Consider the following 26,875-nt stretch of genomic DNA (forward strand, 5'->3'; position numbering starts at 1 on the left):
TCGGATTTGCTAAATGGTTTCTGCCGAAATGGATATGTTATAGTAAACATACATTAATTCATATACTAGGAGCCACCAGACATGGAAAAAATTATGATTGTAGAAGATGATATCAAGATCGCAAAATATCTATCTTCATATATAGAAAAATACGGTTATCAAGTGAACATTGCGGAAGATTTTGATAATATCCTTACCACTTTTCGTGAAGTAGAGCCAAAGCTGTTGTTACTCGATATCAACCTGCCAAGTTATGACGGGTATTATTGGTGCCGGCAAATTAGAAAAGAATCAATTTGTCCCGTGATTTTTATCTCGGCACGAACAGGGGAGATGGATCAAGTAATGGCATTGGATAATGGTGGTGATGATTTTATCACTAAACCATTTCATCCTGATATCGTCATGGCAAAAATCAGAAGCCAGCTGCGCCGTGCTTATGGAGAATATGCGGCTAAGGTGGAGGAACGAGTGCTAATGCAAGAAGGATTGTGCTTATATCCGGAACGATTAGAGTTGCAATATGAAGATGAAGTGACGCCTTTAACGAAAAAAGAATCCGATATTATTGAAAGTCTGTTGGAGCGATATCCTCGTGTTGCTGGCCGGCAGGATCTGTTGGAGAAAATATGGGATGATCAAACCTATGTCGATGAAAATACCTTGAATGTCAATATAACGCGCGTTCGTAAGAAATTTGAAGAGCTAGGCATTAAACATGCTGTCGAAACGGTGAGGGGAGCTGGATATCGTCTGCGCATTACCTGGAAAGAGGGAAAAGCATGAAATTATTTCTTCGTGAACATCTGGCTTTCATTTTGTTTCAGCTGGGACAGTCACTATTCATCACACTGCTCTTTTTCCTGGATGGTTATCGAGGTGTGAGCGTTATTATGTATGCTATATTTTTATCGATTGTATTAATGACAGCATTTCTCACTTATCGATACATTAGCAGAAGGAACTTTTATCAAAGATTGCAGAAGCCTGTTGCAACACTTGATGAATCGCTTGAGGCGATGGAACAAGCTCCAGTCTCTGAAGCGCTAGGCCAATTAGTGACATCGCAGTATTGTCTGTACCTGGAAGAACTGCAAAGATCAGAAGAGACACAAGAAGAGCATCTGTTATTTATGGATCGTTGGGTACATCAAATGAAGACGCCGCTGTCTATCATTGAATTAACAGCTCAGTCATTGGATGAGCCTGAATCATCCAGCATTCGTGAGGAAACCGATCGCATGCGTACTGGTCTGAATACCGTTCTTTATATGGCAAGACTGCGTACCATCGCAGAAGATTTTCAAATTAAGCCTGTTTTGTTATCCAAGCTGGTGCATGAAGTGAACCGTGAGAATAAGCGCTTTTATATCCGGAATGAAGTCTATCCACAATTAAAGGAAGAACTGCCAGAGATAACGGTGGAGACTGATGAAAAGTGGCTTTTCTTTCTATTAACTCAACTTGTACATAATGCGGTGAAATATTCTGCCGGACAATCCAAACAACTGGTGATTTCGTTATATGAGAATAAGGGTGAAGCTGTAATGGAAGTGAAAGATTTTGGAGTGGGTATCCCGGTTGCAGATCAGAAACGAGTGTTTAATAAGTTTTATACTGGAGAAAATGGACGGAAATATCGTGAATCGACAGGTATGGGGCTTTACTTGGTAAAAGAAGTGGCCGAAAGACTGGAGCATCGGATCGAATTGTCATCCATTGTTGGAGAAGGTACATCGGTACGAATCATTTTTTCCAACACACAAAACCTTACACAGATGTAAGATTGGTGAAAGCATAATCGATAGTTAAAAGGTAAAGACTTGGCTATACTTTTACTATAAGTTTTGAAAGGAGAATGATTATGCTTAAACTTACAAAAGTAAGTAAGGTTTACGATGGTAAAGTAGCTTACCGTGCCCTTACTGATATTGATTTAGAAATTGAAAAAGGTGAATTTGTCGCGATTATGGGTCCATCCGGAAGTGGTAAAACGACCTTGCTAAATATTATCTCTACAAACGATTCACCGACTACAGGAACAGTAGAAATCGAGGAGGAAAATCCTCATAATCTGAAGAAAAATGATTTAGCTAAATTCCGTAGAAATGAATTAGGCTTTATTTTTCAGGATTTCAATTTATTGCATACATTGACCGTTGAAGAAAATATTGTACTGCCACTGACGTTAGATGGTACTAATGTTAAAGAGATGAAAGATAAGGCATCTAAAATTGCTGAAAATCTTGGTATTTCTTCAATCATGAGTAAACGGACATCCGAAATATCTGGTGGCCAGGCACAGCGAGCTGCTATTGCCCGGGCAATGATACATCAGCCTAAGTTACTGTTAGCAGATGAGCCAACAGGAAACCTGGATTCCAAAGCATCAAAAGATGTGATGAAGATGTTGGTATCGATCAATGAGCAGGAGAAAGCAAGCTTATTGATGGTGACACATGATCCGCAAGCGGCAAGCTATTCAGATCGAGTTATATTTATTCGAGATGGCAAGTTACATTCCGAAATTTACCGTGGGGAGAGCAGACAAGCATTTTTTCAGAAAATAATAGACATGCTTTCCTTGATGGGAGGCGATGGCAATGACTTTTCGTCAGTTCGCGTTTAATAATGTACTTCGTAATAAACGAATGTATATTGCTTACTTCCTAAGTAGTATGTTCACGGTGATGGTATTTTTCACTTTTGCCATATTCGCGTTTCATCCAGCGTTTACGGGTGGTTCGATCAATCAAAATGCTTTATTTGGCATGGCTGTTTCTGGTGGAATCATTTATGTGTTTTCTTTCTTTTTTGTCCTCTATTCAATGAGTTCTTTTTTACAATCCAGAAAGAAAGAATTTGGCTTATTAATGATGCTGGGAGCTTCCGACAGACAAATTCGACTAATGGTATTTTTGGAAAATATCTTAATAGGTTTTTTTGCGACAGTCGGAGGTATCTTGACTGGTTTACTATTTGCAAAAGTGATTTTATTAATTGCGGAGAATGTATTAATAATTAATGAATCCCTTTATTTTTATTTTCCTTCTCTGGCTATCGTAGTGACGTTTCTGAGCTTTATCTTATTATTTTTCTGTATATCGGTATTTGTTTCGTTTATTCTTCGTACAAATAAATTAATTGATTTAATTAAAGGAGATAAACAATCCAAGGGAGAACCGAAAGCTTCTGTGTTCCTGTCCATTCTAGCAGCATTGTTACTAATTGCTGGCTATGGCACTGCTCTTTCCGTAAAGGGTGCTACTGTTGTGTTTGCAATGATTCCTGTTATTTTAGTTGTCACACTTGGAACGTATCTTTTATTTACGCAATTAAGTGTTTTTATAATCCGTCTTATAAAAGGGAATCAACTTATTTTCTGGCGGAAAACAAATATGCTGTTATTCTCTGACTTGTCATTTCGGATGAAGGATAATGCAAGGACATTTTTCTTAGTGGCTATTATCTCAACGGTGGCTTTTAGTGCGATTGGTACGTTATATGGATTTCAATCCTATCTCACGAAAGGTGTAAAGGATGCTAATCCATATACCATAGAATATTTACCTTGGGCGGATGATAGTGAAGAAGTGATCGAGAAGGATATTCATACCATTAATGCTGTTCTGAAGGAAGAAGATGTAGAGGCTAAGATGGAATCAGCTGAGTTACGTTATTTTGAAACATCAGAAATGAGCAATGGCGTATTGATCACTCGTGCTTCTGACTATAATCGATTTGCTGCCTTAATTGGAGAGAAGGAAGTACATCCAGATGAAAACGAGGCAATTGTAGTGGAACAGAGTGCTGCGATGCTGACTCAAGGGCCGAAAGCAAGTGAAAAGCTGATGGCCTCTAGTATTCAAATGGATAATGGACAGGAAATCCAACCGGAAGAAGTAGTGCATTCAGAGATATTTTCTGAATTAAATGGTTACTATGTGGTAAATGACAAGGCGTACAACCGGCTAGGATCACCATTGAGAACCGACTTGAGTATTGTATGGGAAGCAAAAGAAGGACAAGAGGATCAAATACTCGAAGCAGGAAGAAAATTAAATGAACAATTGCCACATAAAGCATATGCCAATGATTATACGCTTTATCAAATTAATAAAGCATATGGGCCGATTTTATTTATTGGTTTGTTTATTGGAATTGTCTTTTTTGTTTCCGCCGGTAGCTTCCTTTACTTCCGTCTATTTACTGATTTAGATGAAGAAAAGCGCAAGTTCCGTGCTATTGCAAAGATTGGTTTGAAAGAATCTGAGTTAAAAAAAGTAGTGAACCGGCAGATTGCATTACTATTTTTCTCACCAATAATTATCGCTTTGGTTCACGGTGCTGTAGCACTAACCGCTTTATCTCATCTATTCGATTACAACTTAGCAGCAGAATCTTCGCTCGTGTTGGGAAGCTTCGCTGTCATTCAAATCATCTATTTTTGGCTAGTGCGATATTTCTATATCAAACAAGTGAAAGGTGCCATTTTATAAGAAATTCGGGACAAGAGGACGGTTCTCTTGTCCCTTTCCTGTCAATAGGGTAATTTGTTGAAGAGTGTAAAGGGCTGGATGCCAATAAACGTTAGACACAGGAAATAGCAACGGTTCTTAGCATTATGATATAAAATGAGTAGGATGGTATTTCTGATCACTTATACATACCGATCAACCGGATAATTTCAAAATTACCACTATGTTGTTAACATAATCCGAATTACTGGCAGCTATAGAATTCTAGAATTACAGAAGGGAATTTTCTGCAAGAATTTACAAGTATTTTACGAGCGTGTCATTTTCGTTTAATAAATTATTTTTAAAATAAAAGAAGATGGTAAAAAAAGGAGGATTATTGTAGGATGATAGCATAGCATACACTATCACGACTTACTTCTATTTTAAAAAATTATTTAGGAGGCAATGATAATGTTTAGCTCTAGACTGACCATGTTTTCTCTGAAGTTGCATGTGATGGTAATTGCCGTAATAGTGCTTGTGTTCCCTGTAAGTACGTTTGCTGCAGAGGATGACAGTGATAATTATTCGATAACGATTATGCATATGAACGACACCCATGCACATGTAGAACCATTACCGAAGATGTTAACAGCAATCAAGGAAGTGCGAGCAGAGATTCCTGAAGCATTGTTACTCCATGCCGGTGATGTTTTCTCAGGTACCTTATATTTTAACCAGTTTAAAGGACAAGCTGATTTGGCATTATTAAACATGATGGATTTCGATGCAATGGTTTTTGGTAATCATGAATTTGACCTTGGTTCTGGTGAGAATGGGCATGAGTCTTTAGCGGAATTTGTAGCAGCTGCTGATTTTCCTTTGCTTGGAACGAATGTTGATTTTTCTGAAGATCCATTTATGAACGGTTACATAAATCAGCAAAAATTTGTGGAATCACCAGAAAGTGGATCTGTGTACGATGGGATTATTAAAGAAGTAAACGGTGAAAAAGTAGGAATCTTCGGCTTAACGACGGAAGATACGGCAAATATATCGAGCCCGGTTAATGTGAAGTTCTTAAATTATATTAATGAAGCAGAGCGTGCGGTTGCTGCTTTTGAAGAGCAGGGTGTTAATAAAATTATTGCTGTCAATCATCTTGGCTATAACAGCAATCCCGAAATGGGTAATGATTTGCAGCTGGCAACTGCTGTTGATGGGATTGATATCATTGTAGGTGGACACTCTCATACGAAATTGGATGAACCAGCTGTTGTTTCGACAGATGAAAATGGGGAAGAGAAAGATCCAACTGTGATTGTTCAAGCGTACCAATATGCACAAATGCTCGGAACATTAGACGTTTCTTTTGATGAGAATGGAGCAGTTGTTGAATATGGCGGCCAATTAATTGATGTTAATGAGAAAGAAGCGGATTCTGAAGCAGCAGAGGTACTTGCCTCCTATAAGGACGAGGTTGATGCATTAGCCAATCAGGAGACCGGGGCTACAGCTGTAGAGGCCATCCTGAATCCGCGTCTAAGTGACAGTGATGTCAGCGTGCGTGCGAACGAAACAGCACTGGGGAATTTGATAACGGATGCCATGCTTACCAAAGCGCAGGAAAAAGAACCTGGAGTAGTGATTGCGATGCAAAACGGTGGCGGTATTCGTGCTGCTATTGATCAAGGTCCGATCACGGTTGGTGAGGTAATTGCAGTATTACCGTTCGGCAACGATCCAGTGGTTGCTGAGTTGACAGGCGCTGAAATTAAGAAAATTCTAGAGCACAGTGTTCGCCAGGCTCCTGAAGAAAGTGGCGGTTTCCTGCAAATTGCCGGTATGAAATTTAATTATGACAGTACCAACGAACCCGGGTCCCGGATTGTAAAGATGGAAGTGAAAACGGGTGGCGAGTACCAGGAAATCAAAGCTGATCAAACATATCTGGTAACAACGAATAATTTTACTGGTAAAGGCGGAGACGATTTTGAAGTGTTTGCCCAAGCTTACAATGAAGGGCGCGTCAAAGATATCGGCGAAATTGACTGGGAACAATTGCGCGATTATATGGTTGAAGACTTAAATGGTGAGGTTGCTCCAGAAACGGAAGGGCGGATAACGGATTTAATGGGAGAAGATCCTGATCAGCCTGAGGATAATGGGGATGAAGAAGAGGACTCAGACGAAGAAGATGCTGGTAATGATGGCAACAATGATAATACAGAAGATAATGCAAATAATGAGAACACGAATGATGAAAATGGAGAAACTGACAATACTGGTTCGGAAACAGAAGAGAACAGTCAAGATAACGACGATGATACACAACAAGATCCCTCTGAAGATAACGTTACGGAATCCGATTCAGATAAAGATACTGAACAGGAATCTGGTGAGCGACTGCCCGATACAGCTGCCAATATGTATTCGTTCATTTTGCTAGGTGGGGTTTTGATGATGCTTGGTGCAGTTATGTTCATCTGCAGAAGAATAAAAAATACTTAATGTAGGTGATAAGTTAGGATACGAACCTGATATATAACGATTTTTATGGGACAGGGCATTCTTTTTGGAAATGCCCTGTTTTATATGGATTTATGAAAAACAAAAAGAATGGCACCGAAGCACCACTCTCCATCACCCAACTATTATCTATAGATGTATGAACCCTACTCATCTGTTACAGTTTTTCTAAAGCATACGTACATAAAGATCGCAGCAGCCACAACCCATAGACTGATCACCCCTAAAGGAAGCCAGGACGAAGTATCATGGATTTCGATTGCCTGCATAATTGGAAAAAACTCGAAAATTTTCATTACGAGATTGTCCTCACCAAATCCAATGATAGAGAACATTGGGGTAAAACCGAAAAGGAACATAACAGGCATGCCATAAGCAGATGTAGAAGCCATTGATTTTGCAAAAAGGCCGATACCGATACCAAGCATGAGGAAGAACAAGAATAACAGAAACATGCTTATAATCGGCCTAATGCTTACTATTGGCTCATGACCGATAATGAGTAATGAAATGATCAACGTAACAAATGTAATAATGCTGGTGACGAGGCTTTTGCCTGCAATGATGTCTGCAAACGAAGCAGGTGATAAGATTAATCCCCTTAATGTTTTCTTTTCATTTTCCTCTGCCATCATTGTCATTATTGTAACAGAGGTAACTGTCGAAAACGTTACGCCTACAATTACATAGATCATCATAATTGGCATTTGCGCTTCACTATCCCCGACCCGATTATAAACAAGTGCTAATACAATCGAAATAAAAGGCATCATCAGCAAAGTTATGTTTTTTAAGAAATCTTTACTATCTTTTTCAAAAATAGCGCTAATACGCTGAATATTCATTAAACCAGCTCCTTTCCGGTTACCTTAAGGAAGATATCGCCAAGCGTCGGATTATCTGTATGCATAGTTTTTACATTTCCATTCACGATTAGTTCTTTTATCTGTTCGGCATTATTCGGTTCATTTTCAAGGACCAAGTGTTGACCATCAAAGGTCTCGACATGAAAGGCATGCGTAGAATATTTGTAACGAAGTGCCTCAGGAGTGTCGAGTTCTTGTATTTTTCCTCCATTTAAGAATGCTACCCTGTCACATAATGTGGTTGCTTCCTCCATATTATGAGTGGTTAAGAAAATCGTCGTACCTGCTTCATTTAGCTTACGGAGTCCGCGATGAATCTGCGCGATGTTTCCGGGATCCAAGGCAGAGGTTGGTTCATCAAGAAATACTAAATCAGGCTTGTGAATCAGTGCCTTTGCAAGTAAAACTCGTTGCTTCATGCCTTTAGATAATTTGGAGACTGTCTTGGACTGTTCGCCTTCTAAATTAACTTCCTTAAGAATGGTATCAATCGCTGCAGGTGACGCATTATATAATTTACAGAATAATTTCAAGTTGTCATAAACCGTGAGTCGTTCATAGAGCGCACTATTATCAGAGAGAATACCAATCTTGGATTTGAATGCAGGAGTTCGGAATTGTTTAGCGTTTATTCCTAATACATTTATTTCACCTTGTGTCTGTTTCAATTCCCCTGTTAACATTTTAACGGTTGTGGTCTTTCCTGATCCACTGGGGACGAGTAAGCCAAAAATTTCTCCCTTATTCAGATGAAAATGAATATGATCAATAGCAATGACCTGATCAAATACCTTTCGTACATTTTTTACTTCAATCGCGTGTTCCAAACGTATACCTCCTTTTGATGTGGTACCTTCATTGTAGATCGATGCAAGGAGGTGTGCAGTTGAATGAAGACGGATTGTACCCTGTAAAAGCTGAAATGTATCAGTAAACAGGTGAAATGTTGGTCAACTATACCTTATTATTCACTAATTAAAGCTGAACGGTACTAATTATAAGTTGAATTTCTCTCGGATGTCCTGAATTTTGGTTCGAGACAGCGGAATGGTGGACTGTACTTTATTATCAATTCTGAGTGAATAGGTGTTTTTGGACCAAGTAATAATTTCGCGCACTTTTTGCAGATTAACGATATAGGAGCGATGACAACGATAGAAACCGTACAGTTCTAATTTCTTTTCCATTTTTGTAAGGGTGGAATCCATAATGTACGATGTTTCATTAATGACAATTACTGCTTTGCCATCCTGACTTTCGATATAATCGATTTCTGGTGGGTCAAAAAGAATGATTTTATCATCTACTCGTGCAGGAATCTTTAACAAGCTGATGGATGTGTTTTCTGTTTCAACTGATGAAGCATGTTCGTCTTGGTTCTCGACTTCTATTTTTTGCAAACCTTTGTACTGTAATTTGTATGCAACATCACCGAGTAGTAAGGCATGTTCCATATTTGAGACTAGAACAAGTACAGGGATATGCTTTTCCTTGATTTTTTGCAGCATTTTAATAAAAGTATTGATGGAACGGATATCGATATTGTAAATTGGCTCCCTGAAAATCATGGGACTGCTGCCACTCATAAAATATTTGGCGAAATGGATGCGGCGAATTTCAGAAACTGTGCATTTATGCAAAGGTGACTTCACACAGCTTTGCAGCTCAAATAAGACAAGAATTTCAGCGAGTGGCACAGAACAGCGGAACCATTTATGGAAGAAGGTAATATTGTCCTCTACCGACAATCGCTGATACAAGCCATCCTTCTGGTCAAAAACGCAGACGTTATTCTGTTTATGTAAAAAATGCATTATTTCTCCTTGCATATCTGCGTCACAGTAAAGAGACGCAGTAGATGCTTCCTCAACTGTGAGTGAAAAAGACGGAAGTATATCACTCACAGAATGTTCACTGTCAATTTTAAAAGATACCATTTATTAGAAACTCCTATTCTGTTATAACATTATTCTATTATTCCTATTGCACGATGAACGTGTTCAAAAAGGAACGCAACTTCGGCAAACAGAATTGAAAGTAGCATCAAAGCGACTTTTAGGTGTCGAACATACTTATAGGGAGGTTATGACACTTTAATACGACACTGGTATGGAAGCAAAGTGAGCGGAATAAGAAAGGCCACTCTACTTCCAAACACTCCGCTGTTCCGATTTAGTGACGAATTTATTGGACATGGCACGGTATCTTGCTTTTAATAATAACTGCCTTCCTTCTGGTGTTCTCGTATACATATAGGCTGCTTTTCCTAATCTTTTTTTCCAATTTCTCAAAAAGATTTCGACGTGCTCTTTCTTCCGTCCAATTTCATCAGGTATGGCATGGTAATCATGGCGAACCCATAAACGTTTCCCTGATTGTCGGTGGAGAATATATCTTGGATTGTCAATAGGGTCCAACAGCTGTGCCAATGCTTCGAGAAACAGTTTTTGTTCCTGTGTCGTACCATGTTCTAAATAGCCGGACAGACCGCCTCCGTCTTCTTTCTGAATAATGATGTTGTTGTGCTTCATCGGTGTATGGATAACTCCGATCTCGTAAAAGGTGTGATAGAGTGTTTCGGCGACATGCTTCATCCTTGATTCAAGTGAGGAATTGAATAAGACAATCCGGATTGCCCGCCACCAATATGGACTCGATATAACGATTCCAATTAGAAGCCCTATGATCAGTGCTGCCATTAGTTCCTTCCATGAATGAAGATGGTAGCTATTTTCACCAATGGAATAAAGAATACTCAAAATTGTAGTGATCGTCATGATAAATAACGATTTCACAGTGTTTCGAAATTCAAACATGCGTGGCAATTGCTGTGAATTAATTTCAACTTCTTCTCTTTTCTTTTCCCCTTTTTGGACAGCTTCCTGCCACTTGTCAAAAAGCCGGTTGCGATCCGTTGCACGAGTTAACATGGTATGATTGGTTTGATAGATTGCTTGTTTATCAAATGGAGGCTTTGCAATACGTAAGCGATGGATCCCGGATTGAATAATCGCAACCTCTGCATCAACCCCATTTAAGGACTGGAACCGTCTGCTTAAAGACTGATAATCATACCCGCCGCTAATCATATGCTGATCAACACAGACTAAGTGCCAAATATTCGCTACTTTATCTGGATTGCCACGTTCAGCTCGGATCGCACGGCCGCGCATTTGATTCGTCAGCATAAAACTTCCCACATAGGAGGCAAGGATTAACGTATTAACGCTTGGCGCATCCCATCCTTCTCCTAGTAGAGCGGTAGTTCCAACTAACACATCCATTTCACCACTAGCAAAAATGTGAGTGATGACTTTCACCATTTCCTGTCTCGATGCACCTTTCCAGGTAATGATGGCATAACGATCATCATGTTCAAGCGTGTTAGCAGTAAATTGCAACCGGTATTTCTCAAGTAAAGGGAGCACCTGTTTAGGTACAATCACAACAGATCCGGTTAACACACCAATCCGGCATTGATCCGCCACATTTCTGCGAAGTTTCTCAAAGATAGGCACCACACCTAACCGAATCAATGGTTTATCTTCGCCGAGATCTTCTTTATAAATGTAATCTGCTAGTATGACTAAGCGCAGCGAATCTTTTTGCGAATTTTTTTCTAATTGTACGATGTCGATAATGCTGTCCAGCTTCGAAGCACTATGTAATAAAGTCCTTTCCATCGATTTCGTGGCCATTAGTTTCACTTTACGGTGTTCGATTGCTTTAATCGATGATAGTTGCTTTTTGATTGTTTTTAACGGTTCTTCTTTCGAATCATTATGCTTATCACGGTACAATAAAAAGGTTAATAATTCCTCTGCCCATTCCAGATCAAAGGAGGGGAGGTCAACTGCCTTTTCATTTAATCTGTCAAAAGGCTTCTTCCAGGCGAGACTATCGATTTCCTTCAAATAAATAATCATACTTATAAAATATGAATAGTTTGCCAGTTTCTCTTCAATAGATTCGTCTGACAGTATCCATGGATGATTCTCAATCGTTTGCCGTAATGGTTCATTATTTAATAAATGTATTCTGATAGATTCTGCTTCATGATGAAAGGTATCAATTGGTTCTTTTTCTTTTGTTGTCATGGACGACATCCAAACATAATCCTGATGAGGACATAAGTCTCCTTCTTTTACGAGCGCAGCTACTTCAATTTCTTCATCGATCGGTCCACACAATTCAATATACTTATCCCATTCCGATTTTCCGACATCATAAGGCGGGGTAGCTGTTAAAGCAATCAGCGTCGGATTATCCAACTGGTTTCTGAGGTGCATCGTTGTTTTCCACCAATTTGTTCGCAAATGGTGCGCCTCATCTAATACAAGCGTTTGGAAGTTTTGCTGAAAAAGTCGTTCGATAGCAGCATGTTTGGCGTCATTCTCGAGAGGGATTTCTTCTTCTTCTAAATCATCGAGATCTGTTTCCTGCGCTTGTAATGAATCGTGAAATAACGCATATAATCCTTGATAGGTTGTGATGGTCATAAATGCTGGATTTTTAATATCAGTCGAAATCCAGTCGGGCTGCTCCAGCTCCTGCAAAAAAAGCTCTGTAAAACGATCTGCCCACTGGTTACGGATTGCTAGTGTCGGAGCAATAATCAGGGTAGCTTTATCCAATCTTCTAATTACTTCTAATCCTAGTACCGTTTTACCTGAACCTGGTGGTGCTACCAGATGCAAATGATGGTTCTCGAGATGTTGATTTAATTGTTGCAATACGTCTTTTTGATAACTGCGCCAGGGGAAGCAAAACGCAATCCCTTCAGGAAATTGATTCATGTACAAAAACGCTCCGTTCTTTATGGCTTATGCAGATTAGTATACACATTTTTCCTTATTTTTGACACTAAAGCAACAACAATTAAAGGGAATATATGTTAAGCTATCGGTGGAGGTGTAAAAAATGGAAAAAGAAGTTATTTTATCATTGAAAAATGTATCGAAATCGTTTGGCGGTAGCCGGGTTTTGGAATCTATCAATCTTGATGTCTACCAAGGACAAATTATTGGTTATATCGGACCAAACGGTGCAGGAAAAAGTACCACAGTAAAAATGATGTTAGGCTTAATCTCCAGTTTTCATGGCGACATCGAAATATTTGGTGAAGACATTAAAAAAAGCGGTGTTGCTTATAAAAAAAGAATCGGATATGTCCCGGAAAATGGTGAGATTTATGATAGTTTAACTCCACTTGAATATCTCTCCTTTGTTGGTGGTCTGTATGGAATGGACCAACATGACATTACGACAAAAACAATGGCACTAATGCGTTTATTTGAATTAGAGAATGTGGTGCATACGAGAATCTCTTCTTTCTCTAAAGGGATGCGCCAGAAGGTTCTTTTTATTGCAAGTATTATACATAATCCGGATTTGCTGTTTTTAGACGAACCGTTAAGCGGGCTTGATGCCAACAGTATGATGATTGTGAAGGAGATTCTGGATCAGTTAGCGAGCGAAGGCAAGACAATTTTTTATTCCTCGCATATTATGGATGTCGTCGAAAAAATCAGCAACAGAATTGTCTTGCTGGCGGATGGGCAAATTGTTGCGGATGGTACATTTGAACAATTACAGCAGCAGAGTCAGGAAGGATCTCTGGAGGAAATCTTCAATCAGCTGACAGGCTTCGATAAGCATCAGGAAATTGCCAGTTCTTTTGTTTCAATCGTGAAGAATGGTGATCGGAATGAATAATTTTAAGTCACTGAAAATCTTGGATATACTGCGCTTCTTTTTCGAGCGAATGCATGTTGATTATCCGATGATGCGCAAGATTTTGCAATTAAAATTAACGATGGATTCGCGAAGGGTACCGACAATATTTAATGATTCTGAGTCAGATTCAGGCAATCAGTTTTTGAAATCGCTCGGTATTTATGCTTTGATGGGGTTAATCTTAATAGCCTTCTTAATTGGAGATCAATATATTTTTCAAATGAGTATTCTGTACGGCATTGTCATGTTTATTATCATGACGTCAACGATTTCGGATTTTTCGAGTGTATTGTTAGATGTTCGAGATAATATGATACTCCATACCAAGCCGGTAGACAGCCGAACGATCAACAGTACAAAAGTAGTACATATTACTCTATATTTGTGTCAGCTGACAATTGCCTTTACGGCTATTCCGATGATTGTTGGGCTCGTGAATCACGGTATTGTTTTCTTTCTGTTAAGTATTGTGATCCTGTTTTTTGTGAATTTACTGATCCTGATTATGACAGCTTTGGTTTATATCCTAGTTTTACGATTCTTTGATGGCGAGAAATTAAAGGATATTATCAATTATATACAAATTCTATTAAGTATTTCGATGGTCGTCGGCTACCAAGTAGTAGCGCGCTCCTTTGAATTTGTTGATTTGAATGTTCAATTTGATTTCGGCTGGTGGCATGTTCTGATGCCGCCGATCTGGTATGGTGCCATCTATGAAATTGTCATGCACGGCGCGTGGAATACAGACTATATCATACTTGCTGTATTAGGTGTGGTAGTTCCGATTATTGCTATCATCCTTTATATAAAATTGACTCCTGCTTTTGAACGTAATTTGGAGAAGCTTCTAACTAACAACGGCAAGCACAAACAAGTCAAGGAATGGTGGACTCGCCTGTGGTCGAGGCTGCTGGTCTGGAATAAGGAAGAGCGAATTTTTTTCGATTTCACATCGCGAATGCTGCGAAACGAACGGGATTTTAAGTTGAAGGTCTATCCGTCAATCGGAATGGCTTTAGTATTTCCATTTATTTTTATCATTAATGACCTGACGCTGCATTCCTGGGCCGAAATTCGAGAAGGAAACATGTATTTCACTATGTATTTTTGTTTGGCCTTAATTCCCGCTGGTGTCCAAATGCTTCAGTTTTCTGCGAACGAGAAAGGCGCCTGGGTTTTTCGAGCACTACCGGTTAGTAATGAGGCAATATTGCATCGAGCAGCGTTAAAAGCATTTTTGGTCCGTTTGTTTATTCCGGTTTATCTTGTATTAGGTGTTATATTTCTTGTGATATTCTCGGTTAAGATCTGGACGTTTTTGCTTGGGCTGTTATTGGCAACCGGGATTCACAGCAGAATTTGTTACCGAGTATATCTGAAAAAGACGATGCCTTTTTCAGAACCATATAAAGGCGCCGAAAGCAAACAAGTTGCAGAGACATTCGCACTGCTGGTCTTAGCGTTATTTCTAGGCGTCATCCAATTCATAGCAAATTCTTTCGCAATCGGACCATATATTTTGATCGCAGTATTAGTGGCAGCTAACGTGGTTTTATGGAGGAAATAGAGAGAGCAGGGCAGGAGATTGAGTCTTCTGTCCTTTTTAATCAGTCAAGCTGAGTTCCTGTAATATGTATTATGTTAACTAACCATTGGTAGCCGAGTATCCATATTGAGATATTTAATGTGCTAGGATACCGCTTCGGCCAACCACTCCGTGCCCCACAGGACGCGGAGCCTATTACCGGAGCTTTGCTAAGCAGATAATCTATATCAAAATAACTACTTTGTAATAAAACCTTAATCCATAGGAAGTTGTTTATTAATTAAGTCAATTAGGACCGGGTGGTTTATGCTCGGTTTTTCTTACACGTTAGAAAGCAGGGGATTTTTAACTATGAAGGAAGCGCGACGTAGAGAAAATGATTTCAACCTATTGAGGAAAAGAATGCTTAGATAGATGTTATTTGTATTGCAGAGCTGAAAAGGAGCCAAAAGTGTGGAGCGGAGTAAGGAGATTTGTATCGTTTAGCAGGAAAGGAGCAAAAAGTGTGGAGCAGAGTAAGGAGATTTGTATCGTTTAGCAGGAAAGGAACCAAAAGTGTGGAGCAGAGTAAGGAGATTTGTATCGTTTAGCAGAAAAGGAGCCAAAAGTGTGAATCAGAGTAAGGAGATTTGTATCGTTTAACAGGAAAGGAGCCAAAAGTGTGGAGCAGAGTAAGGAGATTTGTATCGTTTATATTTATTACAATAGCCAGCCTAACTCACCCCGTTTTAAAGTGCTGGTTGGTATTCGATTGATTATAGTTATCCATTTTCTTAATGATTTTACAGTGCGAAGTTTCAATATGCAGGTGATCTGCTCAATATCAGGGATGTCTTCATATCTGGTTTTGCCGGGTCTCTGAAGATTTCCAGTGGTACAGAAGAACTGTCTTTTTATTTTCACTCTATTACTTTAAAACCATTTCCGTCTTCATCAATAGATTCATCTTGATTTTCATTACTTTTTAATTTAACATTTACAATAACAACGTTGTTATTGTAAAACTAGAAAAGTTAACGCTTACAAAAATGATTCTTTTGTTCCTTTTCTATTGAGATTTTGAATGAATAGCTACACAGTTTGATTTCAACAGCATAATTAGGAGTGAGACTACATGAAAAAGAAAGCGATATCATTATTTTGGATAGTTTGTATCACAACTTTTTTGTTAGCGGGATGCAGTGAATATTCTGTTAATGCAGATGGGACAACGACTTTAATTTTGGCTGAAAACCAGCCTGCTGATTATCCAACCACTATCGGGGCAAAAGAGTTTGCAAGATTGGTCGAGGAAAAAACGGATGGAAGATATAAAATCAAAGTATATCATGGTGGTCAGTTAGGTGATGAGAAGAGGGCAGTTGAGCTTACACAGTTAGGGGCGATTGATTTTGTCCGATCAAATACGATCCCTTTAACGGAATTTAATGATCAAATAGGTGTGTTAGCTATGCCGTTTCTTTTTGAAGACGAAAAGGAAAAATGGGATAAGTTAACAGGGGATGTAGGAAACGATCTTTTGAATACGTTTTCAGGAACCAAATTAGTTGGTCTGGCATTCTATGACTCTGGTGAAAGAAGTTTTTATAACACGGTAAGGCCGATTAAGTCACCTGAAGATATGAAAGGCTTAAAGATTCGCGTACAATCCTCTGAATTGGCAATAGATATTGTCGAGTCACTGGGAGCATCAGCGACGCCAATGGATTATGGTGAAGTATATTCTTCACTGCAAAATGGTGTGATTGATGGAGCGGAGAATAATTTCCCAAGCTACTACACCTCCAGTCATTATAATGTCGCGAAGTATTATACGGTAAATGGTTTTCAGGGAGCACCTGAAGTTCTTTTATCCTCACAAGAAACGTGGGATCAGCTAAGTGAAGAAGATCAGGCAATATTTAAAGAAGCCGCGATGGAATCAATCGAAGTGCAGCGTGAGGCATGGGATCAGCTAACAGAAGTCTCTAAAGAAAAAGTAACCGCAGCTGGCAGTGAGCTGATTGAAGTCGATGATGTAAGTGAATGGCGGGAAGCGGTGCAACCTGTTTATGATAAATATGGTGACACATATCGTAAGTGGATTGAGAGATTAACAGAGGATGAATAAGTAATTGACATCTATGAAGGAGGAGTAGGATGAAAACACTAAAAAAAGCAAAGCAGGTCATGGATCATGTATTACTCGGTCTCTCGGTAACGTTAATTGGCATCATAGTCTTAACGATACTATTGCAAATATTTACTCGAACATTTTTGGATTTTACTCCCGCATGGTCAGAGGAACTTGCACGTTTATTATTTGTTTGGATCAGTTTTCTCGGGATCGCTTACGGTTTTAAAGAAAAACTGCATATTGCAGTCGGATTATTTGTGAAGCGCTTTAATGATAGAACAAAAAGTTTCATAGAATACATGACAAAAGTATTAATTATTATTTTTGGTATGGTGTTAATCTATTTTGGCACAGAATTTATGTTGCTGATGAATTATTCAACGATGGCAGGGCTGGGGATTTCCTCTAGCTTTTTATATGCTGCTGTTCCAGTGGCCGGAATTTTCGTCACGATTAATGGAGTTGAGTTGTTATTTACCAAAGGACTGCATCAGGAATATGACGATGCAATGGAGGGGTGAGAAGATGGAGATATTATTTTTGATTGGTGGTTTCATATTACTGTTGCTGCTTAGAATACCAATCGCACTCTCCCTTGCTATTGCGTCGATTGGTACAGGCATTTATATGGGGATCAGCCCTGCAGCAATTATTCAACAGATGGCATCAGGCTTGAATTCTTTTTCATTACTGGCTATTCCTTTCTTTATTCTGGCTGGCGAAATCATGAATGAAGGCGGGATTTCGAAACGGTTAATAAATTTAGCAAATGTTATGATTGGAAAAATCAGAGGTGGACTTGCCATGGTCAATGTACTGGCCAGCAGCTTCTTTGGTGGTATATCTGGCTCAGCTCTTGCGGATACGTCTTCGTTAGGTTCTGTATTAATTCCGATCATGAAAAAACAGAAGTATGATACCGACTATTCGATTGCAGTTACGATTTCCAGCTCAGTGCAAGGTGTACTAATACCTCCAAGTCATAATATGATTATTTACTCGACCGTTGCAGGTGGGGTTTCCATTGGCGGCCTTTTTATGGGAGGTCTTGTACCTGGCTTATTATTAGGATTAGTGATCATGGTGTTGACCTATCTGATTGCGGCGAAGAAAAATTATGCCCGTGGTGAGGTAATCAGTCGCGAAGAAGTGCCAAAAATTGTCCGCGAAGGGTTATTAGGTATCTTTACAATCGTGATTATCATCGGCGGAATTTTAACGGGGATCTTTACTGCTACTGAATCTGCTGCTATTGCTGTTTTGTACGCTTTTTTCATTACTTTTTTTGTGTACCGGGATATTAAGATATCGAGAATGGGAGTTATTTTACAAAGAACGTTTAAGACGTTAGCGATGGTGTTATTTTTGATCGGTGCATCCACAGGGTTTGGCTGGTTATTAGCATTGCTCGAAGTGCCATCGATTGTTTCCAATGGCTTAATTAATTTCTCACCGAATCCGGCTATTACTTTGCTGATGATTCTTATTATTATGTTAGTACTTGGGATGATAATGGATATGGCGCCACTAATACTGATTATCACGCCTATTCTGTTACCAGTTGCTACAAATATAGGCATGGACCCTATCCACTTTGGTGTGGTATTAATGCTGGCGTTAGGAGTAGGTTTAGTAACGCCACCTGTAGGCTCCGTTCTCTTCGTAGGTTCAGCAATCGGGAAACTATCGATAGAAGAAGCAACCAAAGGGATGCTCCCATTTTATATTGTAATGATCGTGGCGTTATTAATCATCGCATACTTTCCAAGCTTGACTTTATTTTTACCGCATTTGTTGGGGGTTTAAATAAAAGTGAGGGTAGGCGAAAGATTTATTCTAAGCTGTCATGCACGAATTTTAAGAATAGTCGTGTATGCCAGCTTTCTTTATGTTATAAAGGTATGCTGATACTCAATCAATGCCTGTTACATTCTGTATCGCTTTGTCTCATTCAAGGTGAATTAAAATGAGATATATATTAAGATAGAAAGTGAGAGATTTCTTAATTTAAGGAGGAAACAATATGGAATTATTTGCCGACTTTTTATCGAAAATAGACAACCCTGATTATCGCGAAAGAACGGAAGAATTATTAAAGTGGATACCGGAGAAATTTCCACATTTAGCACCGGTTGTGAAGTGGAATCAACCGATGTTTACCGATCACGATACTTTTATTATTGGGTTTAGTGTCGCCAAACATCATTTAGCGGTAGCACCGGAGCGAGCGGCCATGATCCATTTTGCTAATGATATTGAAGCGTCTCGTTATGACCACACGAAGGAGTTGATCCGAATTAAGTGGAACCAGCCGGTTGATTATGGATTACTAGAGAAAATGATTGAGTTTAACATAGTAGATAAAGCCGATTGTTCTACCTTTTGGCGTAAGTAAACAGAGAAAACAAAAGAGGAAGGAGTGTACACAATGTTAGTAGAATTTATCGTGCAAAATGGAGAAGAAGCTGCTCGCGCGCAAGAATTGGGTGCTGATCGGCTTGAGCTTGTCTCGGCGATTAGTGAAGGGGGATTAACGCCAAGTCATGGTGCGTTAAAAGAAGTTTTGCAAAGTGTATCGATTCCTGTTCAAGTCATGATTCGCCCGCACAGCGACCATTTTCACTACTCAAGCGCGGACAAAGCAATTATGCTGGAAGATATTGATCATGTAGTCAGTCTTGGTGGAAAAGGAATTGTCATTGGTGGATTAACAGAGGACGACACGATTGATGAACGTTTATTAGAGGAAGTCGTCACTCGTTTTTCAACGATTGATATCACATTCCATCGTGCCTTTGATGCTGTTCGATCACAGAGGGAAGCTTATTTGACACTAACAAAATATTATCCACATATAAAAAGAATATTAACTTCTGGGGGGGAAGCCAATTGCTCGGCAGGATTGAGTCAATTGCGCGAACTGTTGGCACTTTCCAAGCAAGAAAATGGGCCGCAAATCATGCCGGGATCTGGACTTTCTCCAGATAATATTGCAGCCATTCATGATAGTGTTAATGCGTCGCAGTATCACTTTGGCAGTTCGATCAGAAAGCAGCGGTCCTTTCAACAGTCTTTTAATGAAGCGGCTGTACAAGCATTAACCGATTTCAAAGCGACGCATTAATTTTTGTTAACACTGTTAAGTTTTTATCCGTTTATACAGTGTTAACAAAAAGACAACGAAAAATAACAGGCTGATAATGCTGAAAAAACTGATCGAATGAAGGGTTTCAATCGCCAGTCCCCCAATGGATGGCCCGATTAAACTTCCAAAGCTAAAACATACACCGCATAAGAGGTTACCTGTTGGCAGTAAATTTTTCGGCATTAAATCAGTCATATAAGAGATCCCCAGTGAAAAGGTAGAACCAACAAACATACCTGCAATAAATAGACATACAAGCAGACTGATAAAGGAGTCTTCCAGCATGGCTGCCAATGAAAAGAACACAAAGCCAATGAAGAGCGCACCAAGTAATACGTTATTTCTGCCGAGCTTATCACTGATCATCCCCAGAGGAAGCTGAAAAACGATCCCGCCTAGAGCAAACGCCACCAATAAGGTAGAAACGTTATGTACATCTAAGCCAATACGTAATGCATATATGGGAAAACTCCCATTCAAAGACGTTTCAAGAAAACCGTATGCTAAAGGTGGCAAGAATGCAACCCATGCTATTTTCCATGCTTTTGCAAACCGGTAAAACGATTCTCCCCAATGATTCATCTCCATGTCCTGTTCAGGAAATTCATTTGTCAGAGTGAGTAAACATAACCATCCCATTAAACTTAGGACGGAAGAAAGGATAAATGGCAGGTTCTCATTAATGTCTACTAACGGCACCAATAACGGCCCCACTGCGAAACCAATTCCAAAGAATAATCCATACAGTGCAATGTTTCTTCCTCTTTTGTGTTCCGGTGAGAAATGGGTAATCCAGGTCTGTGCCCCAAAATTCAGTGCATGATCGCCAATACCGATCAAAAGCCTTAAGAAAAACCAGAACCAGAATGTTTTCCAAAGTGGAAATAACGCAAGGGAAACGAGTACCAATAAACCGCCACAAACGATAATCGGTTTATATCCGTATTTTCGTAAGGGATGTTCCATAAATGGTGATGCCAGCAAAATACCGATGTATAAAGCGGTAGCATTTAATCCGTTTAAAAAGGAAGAAACACCACTATTTTCAAAAATAACAGCTAAGCAACAGCATCCCTTGACTAAAGCCGGAAACAGCTACAATACTTACTAAAATCCAAAAACGGAATCTGTTAATTCTAAGTTGCGACATGTAAAACCACCACTTTCCTTGATTGACGTTCCTTATGATACAGCATTATGGAGGAGAGGACACATGATTTGATTCAGGAGACTAGATAAAATAAGTTTAATAAAAGTATTCCCAGTGAATAACACCAATAGAAGCCTAATGAAACTATAAATTGGAGGATTGTTAGAATGGCGAATTGGAAAGGCAAATCTGTAGTGATTACAGGAGCAAGCAGTGGAATTGGTGAAGCGACAGCAGAACGCTTTGTCAAAGAAGGTGCGAATGTTGTTCTTGCAGCAAGAAGAGAGGATAAATTGGCTGAAATTCAAGATCGCTTACGACAGTACTCAGGAGATATTAAGATAAAAACAACAGATGTAACGTCACAGCAAGAAATGGAAGATTTAATTCAATTTGCAATTGATGAATTTAATCAAGTAGATGTGCTGTTTAATAATGCCGGACTCATGCCACTTAGCTTTATGAAAAACAAGAAGGTAGATGAATGGGATCAAATGGTAGATGTCAATATAAAAGGTGTTTTATATGGTATTGCAGCCGTCTTACCACATATGCTCGAGAGAAATGAAGGACACATTCTCACGACCTCCTCTATCGCAGGACATGAGGTCATGCCTTCTGGAGCGGTCTATTGTGGTACGAAATTCGCCGCTCGAGTAATTATGGAAGGTTTATCAAAAGAAATTGCCAAGAGTAATGTGCGTACTACTACCATATCACCAGGTGTTGTGGAGACAGAGCTATTGGATACTATTTCCGATGAAGATGTAAAAAGTATGCTGAAGGACGGCTTTTTTGAAGGTATTACATCTCTTGACAGTGCTGATATTGGCGAGGCAGTCTATTATGCTGTCAACCAACCGCAAAATGTGGATGTCAGTGAAATTATAGTGAAGCCAACCAATCAAGGATAAATAAATAGAAACTAAGCAGAGCGGGCATAATTAGTTGTCCGCTCTTTTGTGTAAAAAAACAATGGTAATACTTGCTAATATTGTGGTGGTATTGTATAGTTGAGTGGTCTTTTATACCTATTATTTGGAGCCTGCTGATTTTACAAACATTATAATCAGGCTCTTTTCACTATCAGAAAGGATAGATTCCAATGGCAAAGATCGAAAAAATGACTGAAAATGGTGGGTATGTCATTGATGTTCAACCGGTAAAGAAAAAAGTATACATGAATGTTGCTGGTACATTTACTCCCGAAAAGGCAGAGCAATTCCAATACGATTACCAACAAAAAATTGGCTCTATTTCAACGATTGAATACTTGTTGGAAATAGAATGCATAGATTTAGACATTGTGAATGACAATATGCTTCCGAGACTAACGCATTCATTTAAAATGTACAAAGCATCCGAATTTAAAAAAATAGAATTTCTAATCAGTGATAACTTCGAAATCAGACAGCAATTAGAACGTGTGGCAGAAAAAGCTGATTTAGCAAACTATGAAATTATTGAAGTGTAAGGCAACTTGATCTAAATAAATTCCTTTGGGGCTGGAAGACACAGTATTAATAAAATCCGATATGTTGTCAGTATGAAAAATAGTAGAACCGCATGAAACCTTTTAGTTCATGCGGTTCTACTATTTTTTGTATTAGGGGACACATGGAAATATAGGGGAGGTAACTTCTAACGATAGTGGGAAAGGGACCAAAAGTGGAGAGCAGTCGTCCTAGATTTGTATCGTATAGCGAGAAAGGAACCAAAAGTGGGAAGGAGTCGTCCTAGATTTGTGTCGTTTAGCAGGAAAGGAACCAAAAGTGGAGAGCAGTCGTCCTAGATTTGTATCGTTTAGCAGGAAAGGAACCAAAAGTGGGAAGGAGTCGTCCTAGATTTGTATCGTTTAGCAGGAAAAGAACCAAAAGTGGAGAGCAGTCGTCCTAGATTTGTATCGTTTAGCAGGAAAGGAACCAAAAGTGGGAAGCAGTCGCCCTAGATTTGTATCGTTTAGCGAGAAAGGCAACCAAAGATTTGTAGCGATAATGGAATTGAACCAAAAGCCCAAAGAAGTAAGCAAAGATTTATCACAGCAGCTAATGAAAGCAACAAAATTTCAGGTGCAGGATGGAGTTTTTGTATGGAAAGTTAATTGCCTCATTGCCTCTCTTCCTTAAAGTGTTAACCGCCTGCCCAGTTCCTGCATAGTATATAGTTCCTTATAAAATTACCTGAAGGAGATATGAAGATGGCGGATAAAAATGATTCGCAAAACATCCTTGTACAGACGTCTAAATATGGAGCAAATAATTACCATCCACTTCCAGTTGTTATTGCCGAAGCAAAGGGTGTCTGGGTGAAGGATTTGGAGGGCAACGATTATTTGGATATGTTAAGTGGTTATTCTGCTGTTAATCAGGGGCATCGACATCTTAAGATTATAAAAGCATTAAAGGAACAAGCGGATAGGGTGACTCTGACGTCACGTGCGTTTCACCATGATCAGCTTGGTTATTTTTTTCAGAAAGTGGCAGAGATAACTGGAAAAGAAAAGGTACTGCCGATGAATACCGGTGCTGAAGCGGTGGAAACAGCAGTTAAAACCGCTAGACGTTGGGCTTATGAAACAAAAGGAATTCAAGCAGATCAAGCAGAAATCATAGCATGTGAAGGGAACTTCCATGGCAGGACGATGACGGCTGTATCGTTATCATCGGAATCAGAGAATCGGCGAGATTTCGGTCCAATGTTACCGGGCCTGAGGCTGATTCCATTTGGAGATATCGAGGCGTTACGAGCGGCGATAACTCCTAATACTGCTGCTTTTTTGATGGAACCGATCCAAGGTGAAGCAGGAATTATTATTCCGCCAGCTGGTTATTTAAAAGAAGTGCAGGACATATGTCGAAGCGCCGGTATTTTGTGGATTGCCGATGAAGTGCAGACAGGTCTTGGGCGTACCGGAAAAGTATTCGCCTGTGATTGGGAGGAAGTAAGGCCCGATATGTATCTGCTTGGAAAGGCACTTGGAGGTGGCGTTATGCCGATCTCTTGTATAGCAGCAGATCAACACATTATGCGGGTGTTTAATCCGGGTTCACATGGCTCCACGTTTGGTGGCAATCCTTTAGCTTGTGCGGTGGCGATTGCTTCCCTGCAAGTAATTGAGGAGGAGCAACTAGCAGCACAGTCATTAGAGCAAGGGGAGTATCTTTTGCAACAATTAAAGCAAATTGAGCATCCTGCGATTAAAGAAGTTCGTGGTAAAGGGTTATTTATTGGAGTGGAATTGTACACAAGCGCACGCCCATACTGTGAACAGTTGAAGGAGCAAGGTGTGCTGTGTAAAGAAACACATGAAAATGTTATTCGGTTTGCTCCGCCATTAGTGATTACAGAAAAGGAATTAGAATGGGCAATCGATCGGATAAAACGAGTATTCGCTTAAAAACAACGTCAGATAAAACGTCAAGCTCCTTTTCTTTCCTAGAGGCAAGCAGTACAATGTACAAAATAGAAAAATGGGGTGACATGATGGAGGTTGTAAAAGATACCATACAATCGATTCCCGATTTGATAATAAGATTAGTGAACGTCCCAAGTATTACGAATACGGATGGGGAAAATCAGATGGGTAATGAAATTTTTTCTATCTTAGCAGAGATGACATACTTCAAAGCTAATCCCGGTCATCTATATAGAGTTCCACTTGAAAATGATCCATTATCCCGCTTTTCTGTTGCTGGGTTGTTGAAAGGGAATGGCGATTCAAACAAAACAATTATTTTACTTAGCCACTATGATGTCGTTGGTGTAGAAGATTACGGGAATTTAAAAGATTATGCGTTTGATCCTGTTACATTAAAGAAAATATTGCGTGATCAGTATATCGATACATTAACTGAAGAAGTAAAAAAAGACTTACTTAGTGAGCATTGGCTGTTTGGACGCGGAATTATGGATATGAAAGCAGGGCTTGCCATTCAATTAGCAGTGCTTCACGAGTTGTCTCAACAAAAGGATTTTGATGGAAATATTTTGTTGCTTGCAACACCAGATGAAGAAACCAACTCAAAAGGTATGTTGGCATCTGTCCCCTTTTTAAACCGGGTAAAGCGAGAGCATCAACTAACGTATGAACTATGTATTTGCTCAGAACCGAACTTCGCCGCTTATCCTGGAGACAGGTCCAAATATGTGTATAAAGGTTCGGTTGGAAAAGTGCTGCCGATTGTGATGAGTGTTGGAAAAGAAACACATGTAGGCGAGCCTCTGGAGGGCATGAATGCGGGATGGATGCTAACGGAAGTGGTACAACAAATGGAATGGTCGGAGCTTTTCACTGAAACAATTAAAGGGGAAAGTAACCCGCCACCTACTTGCTTGCAAATGAGAGATTTGAAGAAAAGATATGACGTGCAAACCATTGGAATGGCCTATGCCATCTACAACATTTTGACACTTGAACAAACACCTTTAACAGTTTTAAACAAGCTTAAGGCAGTCGTCGAATCTGCTGCTGAGCAATTGCATGAGAATGCCTTACTGCAGTACAACAAATTTAAACAAGGAGAAAGACGCCACTTCTATAATGTGAAACAACCGGTAGTCTATGAATTTCAAGAATTATACCAACTGGGCGTGCAGCAATTTGGGATTCATTTTGAAGAAACGATTCAAGAAACCATTCACGTCAGTCAGGATAAAGGATATGACGACAGAGAAATAACGATTGCAGTAGCGGAAGTAGTCTGTGAGTTTTTCGTTGATCGGGCACCATTTTTTGTTATGATGCTCGCACCACCTTATTATCCCCACGTGGGTCTGGATAGGACGAAAGCAGTTGACCAAAAAATAGCCAAAATTGTAGATAAGTTGATAGAACAGCATAATCGTGAGCGGGAAGAAACGATACTGTCCAAGCAATTTTTCACAGGGCTATCTGATGTCAGCTACTGCAGAATTGCAAATATTGGGCAAGTCTTACCAACACTTGAGGCAAACATGCCATTATGGGGCAAGACTTATTCGATACCTGTCGAGCAGATTGCTGCGCTTGATGTACCGACCATTAACGTAGGGCCATACGGCAAGGATGCACATAAACGAACGGAACGCTTGGATGTGCAATACTCAGCAAACGTAGCCCCATACGTGTTAAAACAAGCGATTCAGATGACATTGTCTCTAAACCAGTAAGAACCCCCGCACGGTTTAAATTGGGATTGTGTCAACCAGTCGAGAAGTCATTTTGACATGTTTTTAGTGCGGGGATACCGCTCCGGCCATTAGTAACTACAATTCATGTTCATTATGATCACTGCAGTGACTGTACTACTTGCCCGATAAAAAAGCCAGGTGACATCACCTGGCTT

The 26,875-nt window shown here is 39.6% G+C and carries 21 protein-coding genes and 1 pseudogene; 17 read left to right on the top strand and 5 right to left on the bottom strand.

Annotated features, from left to right (window positions below):
• The first annotated feature begins 81 nt into the window (after window positions 1–81).
• From MUN87_RS19395 to MUN87_RS19415, 5 genes are all read left to right on the top strand, one after another.
• The gene (locus MUN87_RS19395; protein WP_244743053.1) at window positions 82–786 is read left to right on the top strand and encodes a response regulator transcription factor; all 705 of its coding nucleotides are present in this window, start codon (window positions 82–84) and stop codon (window positions 784–786) included.
• A complete protein-coding gene (locus MUN87_RS19400; RefSeq protein ID WP_244743054.1) occupies window positions 783–1,784 on the top strand; it encodes a sensor histidine kinase in 1,002 nt (333 codons plus the stop codon). The genes MUN87_RS19395 and MUN87_RS19400 overlap by 4 nt, the downstream gene beginning before the upstream one ends.
• Window positions 1,785–1,864: 80 nt before the next feature.
• Window positions 1,865–2,629 (top strand): ABC transporter ATP-binding protein, encoded by a 765-nt coding sequence (locus tag MUN87_RS19405; RefSeq protein WP_305037409.1) that lies wholly within the window; start codon window positions 1,865–1,867, stop codon window positions 2,627–2,629.
• Entirely contained in the window at window positions 2,604–4,499 is a 1,896-nt protein-coding gene (locus MUN87_RS19410; protein WP_244743059.1) for an ABC transporter permease, read from the top strand. Before MUN87_RS19405 ends, MUN87_RS19410 begins: the two co-directional genes overlap by 26 nt.
• Window positions 4,500–4,931: 432 nt before the next feature.
• Window positions 4,932–6,971 (top strand): 5'-nucleotidase C-terminal domain-containing protein, encoded by a 2,040-nt coding sequence (locus MUN87_RS19415; RefSeq protein ID WP_244743061.1) that lies wholly within the window; start codon window positions 4,932–4,934, stop codon window positions 6,969–6,971.
• A 164-nt stretch (window positions 6,972–7,135) separates the two neighbouring features.
• Here MUN87_RS19415 and MUN87_RS19420 read toward each other — a convergent pair whose 3' ends face one another.
• From MUN87_RS19420 to MUN87_RS19435, 4 genes are all read right to left on the bottom strand, one after another.
• Complete coding sequence (locus MUN87_RS19420) at window positions 7,136–7,834, bottom strand: ABC transporter permease (protein ID WP_244743064.1); 699 nt, start codon at window positions 7,832–7,834, stop codon at window positions 7,136–7,138.
• Window positions 7,834–8,682, bottom strand: a complete 849-nt coding sequence (locus MUN87_RS19425; RefSeq protein WP_244743066.1) for an ABC transporter ATP-binding protein — start codon at window positions 8,680–8,682, stop codon at window positions 7,834–7,836. Before MUN87_RS19425 ends, MUN87_RS19420 begins: the two co-directional genes overlap by 1 nt.
• A 168-nt stretch (window positions 8,683–8,850) precedes the next feature.
• A complete protein-coding gene (locus MUN87_RS19430) occupies window positions 8,851–9,792 on the bottom strand; it encodes a response regulator transcription factor (RefSeq protein WP_244743069.1) in 942 nt (313 codons plus the stop codon).
• A 207-nt stretch (window positions 9,793–9,999) separates the two neighbouring features.
• Complete coding sequence (locus MUN87_RS19435; RefSeq protein ID WP_244743071.1) at window positions 10,000–12,651, bottom strand: DEAD/DEAH box helicase family protein; 2,652 nt, start codon at window positions 12,649–12,651, stop codon at window positions 10,000–10,002.
• A gap of 124 nt (window positions 12,652–12,775) precedes the next feature.
• Here MUN87_RS19435 and MUN87_RS19440 point away from each other — a divergent pair, with 124 nt between their 5' ends.
• The 7 genes from MUN87_RS19440 to MUN87_RS19470 all read left to right on the top strand — a co-directional run bounded on the left by MUN87_RS19440 (window position 12,776) and on the right by MUN87_RS19470 (window position 20,380).
• Window positions 12,776–13,570: an ABC transporter ATP-binding protein gene (locus MUN87_RS19440; RefSeq protein WP_244743073.1), complete on the top strand. Its 795-nt coding sequence runs from the start codon at window positions 12,776–12,778 to the stop codon at window positions 13,568–13,570.
• Entirely contained in the window at window positions 13,563–15,161 is a 1,599-nt protein-coding gene (locus MUN87_RS19445; RefSeq protein WP_244743076.1) for a hypothetical protein, read from the top strand. The genes MUN87_RS19440 and MUN87_RS19445 overlap by 8 nt, the downstream gene beginning before the upstream one ends.
• Window positions 15,162–16,254: 1,093 nt before the next feature.
• Window positions 16,255–17,250 carry a TRAP transporter substrate-binding protein gene (locus MUN87_RS19450; RefSeq protein ID WP_244743077.1) on the top strand — a complete coding sequence of 332 codons (996 nt, stop codon included), beginning with the start codon at window positions 16,255–16,257 and terminating at the stop codon, window positions 17,248–17,250.
• Window positions 17,251–17,279: 29 nt separating this feature from the next.
• Complete coding sequence (locus MUN87_RS19455; RefSeq protein WP_244743080.1) at window positions 17,280–17,777, top strand: TRAP transporter small permease; 498 nt, start codon at window positions 17,280–17,282, stop codon at window positions 17,775–17,777.
• 4 nt (window positions 17,778–17,781) lie between these two features.
• Window positions 17,782–19,062: a TRAP transporter large permease gene (locus MUN87_RS19460; protein WP_244743082.1), complete on the top strand. Its 1,281-nt coding sequence runs from the start codon at window positions 17,782–17,784 to the stop codon at window positions 19,060–19,062.
• Window positions 19,063–19,279: 217 nt separating this feature from the next.
• Window positions 19,280–19,651, top strand: a complete 372-nt coding sequence (locus MUN87_RS19465) for an iron chaperone (protein WP_244743085.1) — start codon at window positions 19,280–19,282, stop codon at window positions 19,649–19,651.
• Between the two features lie 33 nt (window positions 19,652–19,684).
• Window positions 19,685–20,380, top strand: a complete 696-nt coding sequence (locus MUN87_RS19470; RefSeq protein ID WP_244743087.1) for a copper homeostasis protein CutC — start codon at window positions 19,685–19,687, stop codon at window positions 20,378–20,380.
• 15 nt (window positions 20,381–20,395) lie between these two features.
• Here the strand turns inward: MUN87_RS19470 and MUN87_RS19475 are convergent.
• Window positions 20,396–21,551: pseudogene (locus MUN87_RS19475) on the bottom strand (MFS transporter).
• A 167-nt stretch (window positions 21,552–21,718) separates the two neighbouring features.
• On the opposite strand from MUN87_RS19475, the gene MUN87_RS19480 reads away from it, so the two are divergent.
• The 5 genes from MUN87_RS19480 (at window position 21,719) to MUN87_RS19500 (ending at window position 26,699) form a co-directional block, all read left to right on the top strand.
• Window positions 21,719–22,465 carry an SDR family oxidoreductase gene (locus MUN87_RS19480; RefSeq protein WP_244743090.1) on the top strand — a complete coding sequence of 249 codons (747 nt, stop codon included), beginning with the start codon at window positions 21,719–21,721 and terminating at the stop codon, window positions 22,463–22,465.
• 191 nt (window positions 22,466–22,656) lie between these two features.
• Window positions 22,657–23,025, top strand: coding sequence for a hypothetical protein (locus MUN87_RS19485; protein WP_244743092.1), 369 nt, complete (start codon window positions 22,657–22,659; stop codon window positions 23,023–23,025).
• Between the two features lie 424 nt (window positions 23,026–23,449).
• Window positions 23,450–23,677 carry a hypothetical protein gene (locus MUN87_RS19490; RefSeq protein WP_244743095.1) on the top strand — a complete coding sequence of 76 codons (228 nt, stop codon included), beginning with the start codon at window positions 23,450–23,452 and terminating at the stop codon, window positions 23,675–23,677.
• Window positions 23,678–23,748: 71 nt separating this feature from the next.
• The gene (locus MUN87_RS19495; protein ID WP_244743098.1) at window positions 23,749–24,948 is read left to right on the top strand and encodes an ornithine--oxo-acid transaminase; all 1,200 of its coding nucleotides are present in this window, start codon (window positions 23,749–23,751) and stop codon (window positions 24,946–24,948) included.
• Window positions 24,912–26,699, top strand: a complete 1,788-nt coding sequence (locus tag MUN87_RS19500; protein ID WP_244743109.1) for a M20/M25/M40 family metallo-hydrolase — start codon at window positions 24,912–24,914, stop codon at window positions 26,697–26,699. Before MUN87_RS19495 ends, MUN87_RS19500 begins: the two co-directional genes overlap by 37 nt.
• Window positions 26,700–26,875: the final 176 nt, after the last annotated feature.

It is taken from the genome of Gracilibacillus salinarum (assembly GCF_022919575.1).
In the GTDB taxonomy this organism is placed as follows: domain Bacteria; phylum Bacillota; class Bacilli; order Bacillales; family Amphibacillaceae; genus Gracilibacillus; species Gracilibacillus salinarum.